This is a genomic window from Acinetobacter sp. YH01022, from assembly GCF_013420235.1.
Taxonomy (GTDB): domain Bacteria; phylum Pseudomonadota; class Gammaproteobacteria; order Pseudomonadales; family Moraxellaceae; genus Acinetobacter.
Genome location: NZ_VOYP01000075.1, coordinates 1 through 7,890, shown reverse-complemented (window position 1 = coordinate 7,890; position 7,890 = coordinate 1). Strand labels below are relative to the sequence as shown.

Here is a 7,890-nt window from a genome sequence, read left to right as displayed (position 1 = left end):
GCTTGGTTAGAAAAATGCAGAAGGCTCTGGAAAAACTGTGAAAAGCACCTAAATACGAGCCTTCAGTTCATTAATTTAGCCTTTTTAAGGCTACTTTTGCATAGAAAATATTCTGGATAGGTTCTAAGTAAAAAAGAGAGCCGAAGCTCTCTTTTTAGACTATTTTGAATTTACTCTATCTTAGCTTTCGCATTCGACTTTTTCTTTTTCGGTTTGGATTTTTTCTTCAGCTTGTCTTTGGCTTTTGCATCCGATTTGGCTGAAGATTTTTTATCTGACTTTTTAGCTGGTGCAGCAGATTTGGTTTTAGGCTTTTTCTTGCGAATCGGTTGTTCACCATCTTCACTGACCACGGCTTTCGCACGTGGGCTAAATACTTCTTCTGTTGTTGTCTTGGCCACACGTGGCGCGCGGCTACGAATAGCACGGCCGGCATGGGTTATTTGTTGCAACAGTTCAAAGTCAATTTTGCGATCGTCCAGATTTACCGCAGCCACCTTAATTTTGACTTCATCGCCCAGACTAAAGGTTTGACCACGTGCCTGACCGATTAAGCTTTGGCTTGGCTGGTCATAGACAAAATAGTCATCGCCCAGTTGGCTGACGTGGATCATACCATCGACATAGAGATCTTTTAAGGTTACAAACAGGCCAAATTCAGCTACGGCACTGATCACACCGACAAATTCTTCACCTAAATGCTGCTTCATATAATGACATTTCAACCAGGTGGTGACGGAACGGGAAGCTTCATCGGCACGGCGTTCAGTTTGCGAGAAATGTTCTCCGGCATCATCCAAAGCTGCACCGGAAAGCAGGAACGGCTTTTGTTTTAAATGTGCCTTGATGGCACGGTGCAATAACAGATCCGGATAACGGCGAATCGGGGAGGTAAAGTGTGTATAGGCCTCATAGGCCAAACCAAAATGCCCAGCATTACTTGCGCCGTAATAGGCCTGCATCATCGAGCGTAACAGCACCGCATGAATGCTTGGTGCATCAATACGGTCTTTAGTGGCTTCAATCACCGCCTGATAATCTTTTTGCGTTGGTTGTTCCGGGAAAGGCAGGCCAAGCAATTTCACATATTCACGTACTTTCTGAATACGTGAGAATTCAGGTGGCTCATGTACACGGTATAACATCGGAATGTCATTTTCCAGAGCATATTCTGCGGCTGCGACGTTTGCCAATAACATACATTCTTCAATCAGTTTATGCGCTTCATTGCGTGAACGCGGCAGAATTTCATTAATGCCACCTAACTCATCAAAGGTCATGTAGGTTTCGACTGTTTCGAATTCCATGGCATGACGCTCTGTACGTAAACCTTTCAGGATCTGATACAGCTGGAACAAGGTATTCAGCGATTTGCGTACATCACGATCTTCAGGAACGGCTTTGCTGTCGCCATCAAAATACTGTGCCACCTGAGTATAGGTGAGACGCGCTTTGGAATGCATGACTGATGGATAGAATTCAAAACCAGTGACGCGACCTGCACGTGACAGTTTTAGATCACAGACCATACAGAGACGATCGACATGCGGATTCAGCGAGCACAGACCATTGGAGAGGGCTTCCGGCAACATCGGCAGCACAAAATGCGGGAAATAGACTGAAGTGCCACGTTCTTTGGCTTCTTCATCCAAAGGCTGGTCATTACGCACATAATGACTGACATCCGCAATGGCCACGACCACGCGGTAACCGCCACCAGGACGTTTTTCGGCATATACGGCATCGTCAAAGTCGCGGGCGTCTTCGCCGTCAATCGTCACCAGCGCTAAATCACGTAAATCGATCCGACCTTCACGGTCTTGTGCAGAAGGTTCCTTAAAGTGTTCGGCATCGCGAAGCACTTCTTCCGGGAATTCATAAGGCAAACCAAATTCTAATATGGTTTGTGGAATAATGATTTCGGTATCGGCCTTGTCTGCCATGGATTGCACGATATGACCAGTCGCCAGTTCTTCACGGGTCGGATAGTCATCAATCGCCACACGAACCGAATCACCTACTTTGACCTGGGCATGTTCAATCAGTTCTTTTTCCAGAGTAATCGGTTGATGGGCATTCGGATTGGCCGGCTGAATAAAGTATTCGCCATCGTGAACAGCCACTTTACCAATAATCTGTTTTACCCGATGTTGCACCACTTCGGTAATAAAGCCCCAAGGCTTGCCTTTGCGGTCGACTGAGGTTTGACGAACCTTGACGCGGTCGCCATTAAAGACCAGACGCAGCTCGCGTTCAGGCAGTAAAAGGTCTTCATGATCGGCAATCGAGGCACTACCCAGACCTTTGGAATTGATATAGACCGTGGCTTCATGCGTCGGCTGGCTGGCGGCAAGCTGAAACTTATAGCCATCTTTCATCAACTGGCCATCCCGAACCATGGCGATCAGGCGATGACTGAGTGCATCAATACTTTTTTGATCTGCAATTTCAAAATGTTCTACTAAATCTGCATGAGATTGTGGTGCTTGTAATTTTTCAATCGTTTCAGAAATCAGAATACGGCTAGGAATAGGATTTTCATAGCGTTCAGCTTCAGCTTTAGCTTCAGGATCGACCCAATTTTTCATAATGTCTTTGGCTTCATGTCAGAAGATAGGATTAGCATAAGTCATGCTGCAACAGACTGCACGTAAATGATTGCAATATTGTGTTTTTCAGTTCAAATTTTAGGGTGAAGTTGAATATTTCACGGTCACCAGCCATAAAACAGACAGAAAAGGGTAGAGCAAAGTCGGAAATTGTTTAAAAAATAGATGATTGATTAAAAATATCAGAATTTTTTCAAATCTGACTTGAAGAAATGAAGTTTAATTTGTATTATGGCGGCTCGTTACGGTGAGGTGGCCGAGTGGCTGAAGGTACTCCCCTGCTAAGGGAGCGTGGGTCTTAAAGCCCACCGAGGGTTCGAATCCCTCTCTCACCGCCACGAATAACTTGAAATGCGCTCATAGCTCAGCTGGATAGAGCACTTGGCTACGAACTAAGGGGTCGGGAGTTCGAATCTCTCTGAGCGCACCAATCAAGTTAAATGTGGTAATTTTTATAGTAACGAATGCTGAAAAGCAACTCAGGTACGCGCTCATAGCTCAGCTGGATAGAGCACTTGGCTACGAACTAAGGGGTCGGGAGTTCGAATCTCTCTGAGCGCACCAACTTGAACACATCGACAGATGTAAAACTGGAAGAAACCGCTTAATTGCGGTTTTTTTGTGTCTGAAATTTGGTGTAACTCAATCTTGTCAATTTTTCCATGAGTTGGGAAGTTTTTGAAAAGCATCTTATCTTCAATATTTACTTCAGATATCTGAACGAAACCTGGAGTAAAAATGCATCGGTGAAATTTATTATCTTTATCTCAAATCAATCTGTGCAATCATCAAAAAACAAATTTTGTTTAAAAAATAGATGAAAAATCTAATTTTGCCCAATAACTGTTCATTTGATTGCAGATTTGTGAAAAAGCACTTAACAGAATGTTAAAAACGCGTATAATGCACCACATCAAGACGTCGCGCTCATAGCTCAGCTGGATAGAGCACTTGGCTACGAACTAAGGGGTCGGGAGTTCGAATCTCTCTGAGCGCACCAACTTGATCACATCAACAGGTGTGAAATTGAAAGAAACCGCTTAATTGCGGTTTTTTGCGCCTAGAATAAATTAAATGTATTAAAAAATTATTTCATCTGCTGTTTAATCTTTAATACCATTACGGTATTGCCATCTATTGTTCTAACATGTCGTGATAAGGCACATTTCGCGTTGCTCTCTACTGGCAGCATCAAACAGATTTCCCAGACTGTTAAGATAATCGGAACGCAGCTTAAAATCGAATAGAAGATTGATCACTCCCAATCCGGCTAAAACTTTATATTCTGCATTGCTGCCTGATGTAATTTAGGTGGGCAAAAACAATAAGGAAATGACGGAATCTGGTGTACTATCTAGCACAATTGTTCGAATAATTTGATGATGAATTATGTCAGAGACCAAGCCTGCTGTATCGGTACGTTATTCCTTAAGTCTGGAAGAATCGCAAGACGGTTTTGCCCTGGCGACTTTTGGTAAAAAGCAGATTACCCGTTTTATTACCCCATTGGTCAGTATCGGGATTATTATCTGGGGATTTTATCTCGGCTTTAATGGCGTCGGTCGCTATTATGTTGCGCTCGGTGCTTTCTTTTTAATTTTGCAGCTGATTATGCGTTACTGGTTTTTACCGATGATGTTTAAGCGTCAATTTGTAAAATACCAGTTTGGTAAAAGTGAGCAAGGCATCGAGTTGTTTCAGGATCATGCCGAAATTTATGCCAATGGTCGTAAACAGATTTTTAACTATAGTGAAGTGCAAAACTTTGCTGTGGGCAAGCTGACCTATATGATTGAATTGAAAAATCGTACTGTGGTGATTGTACCGAAACGTGCCTTCGAGCAACCGGCCGATCAAACCGTATTTGAAAACACATTTAAAAAGTAAGCTTGAAATAAAGTAAAAGTGCAATAAAAGGGAAGATCATGAGTACACGTCCATCTAAAATTGTCTGTGTCGGTCGTAGCTATGCAGATCATGCCAAAGAATTAGGCAATGCCATTCCTGATCGTCCGGTTTTATTTATCAAGCCGTCCAGCAGTTTGGTGAGTTTGGAACAAGGCATTAGCTGGAATCCAGCATGGGGCAATTGCCACTATGAATGTGAACTCAGCCTGCGGATTGACCAGACTTTAAAAGCAGAAACCGATCCTGCCAAAGCCTTGCAAGCTGTGGGTGCTGTGACTTTAGGTCTGGATTTAACGCTACGTGATTTACAGGATGACTTGAAAAAGAAAGGTCAGCCTTGGGAACGTGCCAAAGCCTTTGACGGTTCATGTATCTTGGCAGATTGGGTGGACGTGGCTGAAGTCAAGGACTGGAAAGATGTCCATTATACTTTTCAGGTGAATGATGAGCTGCGTCAAAAAGGCGATACGTCTTTGCTGATTTTTGATATTCCAACCTTGCTGGCTGATATCAGTCAGGTGTTTACTTTAGAGCCGGGTGATGTAGTGATGACCGGTACGCCCGCCGGGGTGGCAGCATTGCAATCAGGCGATCAACTGAAAATGACATTGCAGGGTCAAAGCCAGGATTTTGTCTGGAAAACCTTTGTTCAATAAGTGAAAAAGCTGAGTAAAAAGGCTGTTTGATACCACTGCTGTCCCATAGTTGAATCTCAGTGTTAGATTTGTGTGTGGCAAGGATGCCACACATTCCCCATCACGACAGGAAGTCGTGATGGGGAATAAAAACTTTTGCCTACTTTTGGTCTGTCAAAAGTAGGGTTTAGCCTACACAAAGTCACTTCAACTTTTAAAGTAAAGATAAGGCTGTGAAAAATTAAATATAATTATATATCAAATACTTAAATTTAAAATATCATCATATTGATTTCATACTGAAATAAAATTCAAATTATGGGACAGCAGTGTGTTTGATACAGCCTTTTTTTAGTTCTAGATTTTTACATAGCGGTCAGTTTGCATGGTTGGATCAGATATTTTTGTCTGCTAATACATCTACGTAGTCATTAAAAAAGCCTTCATATGTGAAGGCTTTTTTATGGCATCGTCAAGGTCAGTTAACGCTATTTCTTTTCAAAAATAGCCGACAGCGGAATGGAAAGTTTTGCAGCCAGATAATCATCAGATTCAACCAGAGCTGGACCAAGTCTTTGTATCCATTCATCATCCGGACGAATATTGGCGACATCTTTGCTACGCGGAAGCGGGTAGGGCAACTGTTTATAAAAACTCCAAAAATCGACCTGAGCCAGATTGCGCGCGAGAATGTATTCATCATTATCGGTACGTTTTACCAGATTTTGTTTTTCCAGCATCACTACATACGTCGGCCAGCGTCCGATTTCATCACGGCCCAAGACTTCCAGTGCTTCTTCATCAGAAACGCTTTCACCACTTTGCTGTTTTTTATAAAATAGCTCCATCAAATCTAGCAGCATAATCACGGGATGGCGTTTGGGTTCTTTGCCTGAATTAAACGCAGTGAGGGCATAACTGATTTCGACCCCCAGCAAAACAATGTTCCAGGACAGGAAAATCCATAACAGGAAAATCGGAATGGCAGCAAAAGCGCCATAGACAATTTCATAACTGGTGAAATTTGACATGATGATGCCAAACAAATTTTTCAGCAATTCAAAGACTACAGCGCTGAATGTACCGGCAATCAAGGCAGCTTTAATCGGAACACTGCGATTGGGAATGGTCCAGTTTAAAATAAAGAAGCCCAAAATGGTCAGGACAAAGGAAATGCCCCACAAGATAAATTCACCGTCGACCTCATAACCGGCAAAATTATTACTCAGTACATTTAATGAGGCTACAGTGGATGAAATCGCAAAAGCACTGCCTAGCAGAATAGGGCCGAGTGAAATAATGGTCCAGTAACGCATAAAGCCGATAATCCCGCCTCGCGTTTCTTTTACTCGCCAAATCCGGTTAAATACGGTCTCGATACTGGAAAGCATCATGACTGTGGTCACGAACAGAAATAAAATACCAATCACTGTCAGGTTGCTGGATTTATCGGTAAAGGCAGTAAAGGCTTTGTCAAAGGCGATGGTGGTTCGGGGTAAAAAATGACTGTAAATCAGTTGTTGTAATTGCTGCCTTGCAGGTTCCAGGGCTTTAATCGAAGAAATGATTACCAGAAAAACTGTCAGCATGGGGACCACTGCAAACAGCGTGGTATAAGTCAAAGATGCCGCTTGATCACGGCAACGATCGGCTTCAAAACGTCTTACGACAAATAAAACAAACTGAAACCAGGTCTCATTATAAAAAGGAAGTTTTTTTAAATACTTTTTTAGCATCGTGATGAAGTCTCAATTTTTTTAGTCATCTTTATGAATTTTCAATACCAAGCTTAACCAAAAAATGGGAAAAATACCGTATAGTTTTCTCTTTTAGCTTCGTTTATAAAAATTATGCAGTCTTATGTCCTGGTTTTATATTACAGCAAATATGGCTCAACCAAAGAAATGGCACATTTAATTGCCAATGGTGTTGAATCTGCAGGTATGGCGGTAAAAATTCGTACGGTACCCAACCTATCCACTGTGGTGAAACAGGCTGAGCCGAGTATTCCGGAGGAAGGGGATATTTATTGTACCCTGGATGATTTGGCCAATTGTTCAGGTCTGGCTTTGGGTTCACCGACACGCTTTGGCAATATGGCCTCCGAGATGAAGTATTTCTGGGATCAGACCACCAGTCTGTGGTTGAATGGTGCTTTGCATCAAAAACCGGCCTGTGTCTTTACATCTTCTGGTTCGATGCACGGCGGACAGGAAAGCACATTGCTGACTATGCTTCCACCTCTGTTTCATCATGGCATGATGATTATGGGCCTGCCGAATGCCAACCCGGCATTATCCAACACCAAGTCTGGTGGAACACCCTATGGTGCCAGTCATGTGAGTGGTCCGCGCCATGATTTGGGTTTAAGCCAGGATGAAAAAGTCTTGTGTGAAGAGCAGGGTAAACGCTTGGGCGAAGTGGTTAAAAAATTGCAGGCAAACTGATTTTTATTAAGAACTTGAGTTTCACTCACTCTATTTGTAAGGTATGTATCTATAAAAAACCCTTCTAAAAATGAAGGGTCTTTTTATTGCAATTTAAAGTTTAAGTGCTTATTCAGGTTGTTTAAATCTATGATTGCATTGCAAACATTTATAATCCAGAAACACATTAGACCTCTTGCGAAAGTCAAAACCACCTCAATCTAAGTTTCATGAGATATCAGAACTTAAACCGTTTTTCAGATTCTGAATTTAAACGCTTGGTTGGCGTACCTCGACCAGTTTTTACCGAAA

5 protein-coding genes, 4 tRNA genes and 1 pseudogene are annotated in these 7,890 nt (G+C 42.5%); 8 read left to right on the top strand and 2 right to left on the bottom strand.

Going from position 1 to position 7,890, the window contains the following annotated elements; genetic code table 11:
• Nucleotides 1-120: pseudogene (locus FTT87_RS15300) on the top strand (IS5/IS1182 family transposase); the annotation flags it as partial.
• 50 nt (nucleotides 121-170) lie between these two features.
• On the opposite strand, the gene rnr reads toward FTT87_RS15300, so the two are convergent.
• Nucleotides 171-2,591, bottom strand: a complete 2,421-nt coding sequence (rnr, locus tag FTT87_RS15295; protein WP_180175068.1) for a ribonuclease R — start codon at nucleotides 2,589-2,591, stop codon at nucleotides 171-173.
• A 264-nt stretch (nucleotides 2,592-2,855) separates the two neighbouring features.
• On the opposite strand from rnr, the gene FTT87_RS15290 reads away from it, so the two are divergent.
• The 6 genes from FTT87_RS15290 to FTT87_RS15265 all read left to right on the top strand — a co-directional run bounded on the left by FTT87_RS15290 (nucleotide 2,856) and on the right by FTT87_RS15265 (nucleotide 5,173).
• Nucleotides 2,856-2,947 (top strand) — tRNA-Ser (locus tag FTT87_RS15290).
• Nucleotides 2,948-2,962: 15 nt separating this feature from the next.
• Nucleotides 2,963-3,039: transfer RNA gene (locus tag FTT87_RS15285), tRNA-Arg, on the top strand.
• 57 nt (nucleotides 3,040-3,096) lie between these two features.
• A tRNA-Arg gene (locus FTT87_RS15280) sits at nucleotides 3,097-3,173 on the top strand.
• A gap of 359 nt (nucleotides 3,174-3,532) precedes the next feature.
• A tRNA-Arg gene (locus FTT87_RS15275) sits at nucleotides 3,533-3,609 on the top strand.
• Nucleotides 3,610-3,998: 389 nt separating this feature from the next.
• Entirely contained in the window at nucleotides 3,999-4,496 is a 498-nt protein-coding gene (locus tag FTT87_RS15270; RefSeq protein WP_180080449.1) for a YcxB family protein, read from the top strand.
• A 38-nt stretch (nucleotides 4,497-4,534) separates the two neighbouring features.
• Nucleotides 4,535-5,173, top strand: coding sequence for a fumarylacetoacetate hydrolase family protein (locus FTT87_RS15265; protein ID WP_180080446.1), 639 nt, complete (start codon nucleotides 4,535-4,537; stop codon nucleotides 5,171-5,173).
• A gap of 467 nt (nucleotides 5,174-5,640) precedes the next feature.
• On the opposite strand, the gene FTT87_RS15260 is transcribed toward FTT87_RS15265, so the two are convergent.
• Nucleotides 5,641-6,888 (bottom strand): YihY family inner membrane protein, encoded by a 1,248-nt coding sequence (locus tag FTT87_RS15260; RefSeq protein ID WP_180042081.1) that lies wholly within the window; start codon nucleotides 6,886-6,888, stop codon nucleotides 5,641-5,643.
• A 114-nt stretch (nucleotides 6,889-7,002) separates the two neighbouring features.
• On the opposite strand from FTT87_RS15260, the gene wrbA reads away from it, so the two are divergent.
• Nucleotides 7,003-7,599, top strand: a complete 597-nt coding sequence (wrbA, locus tag FTT87_RS15255; RefSeq protein ID WP_180082186.1) for an NAD(P)H:quinone oxidoreductase — start codon at nucleotides 7,003-7,005, stop codon at nucleotides 7,597-7,599.
• Nucleotides 7,600-7,890: the final 291 nt, after the last annotated feature.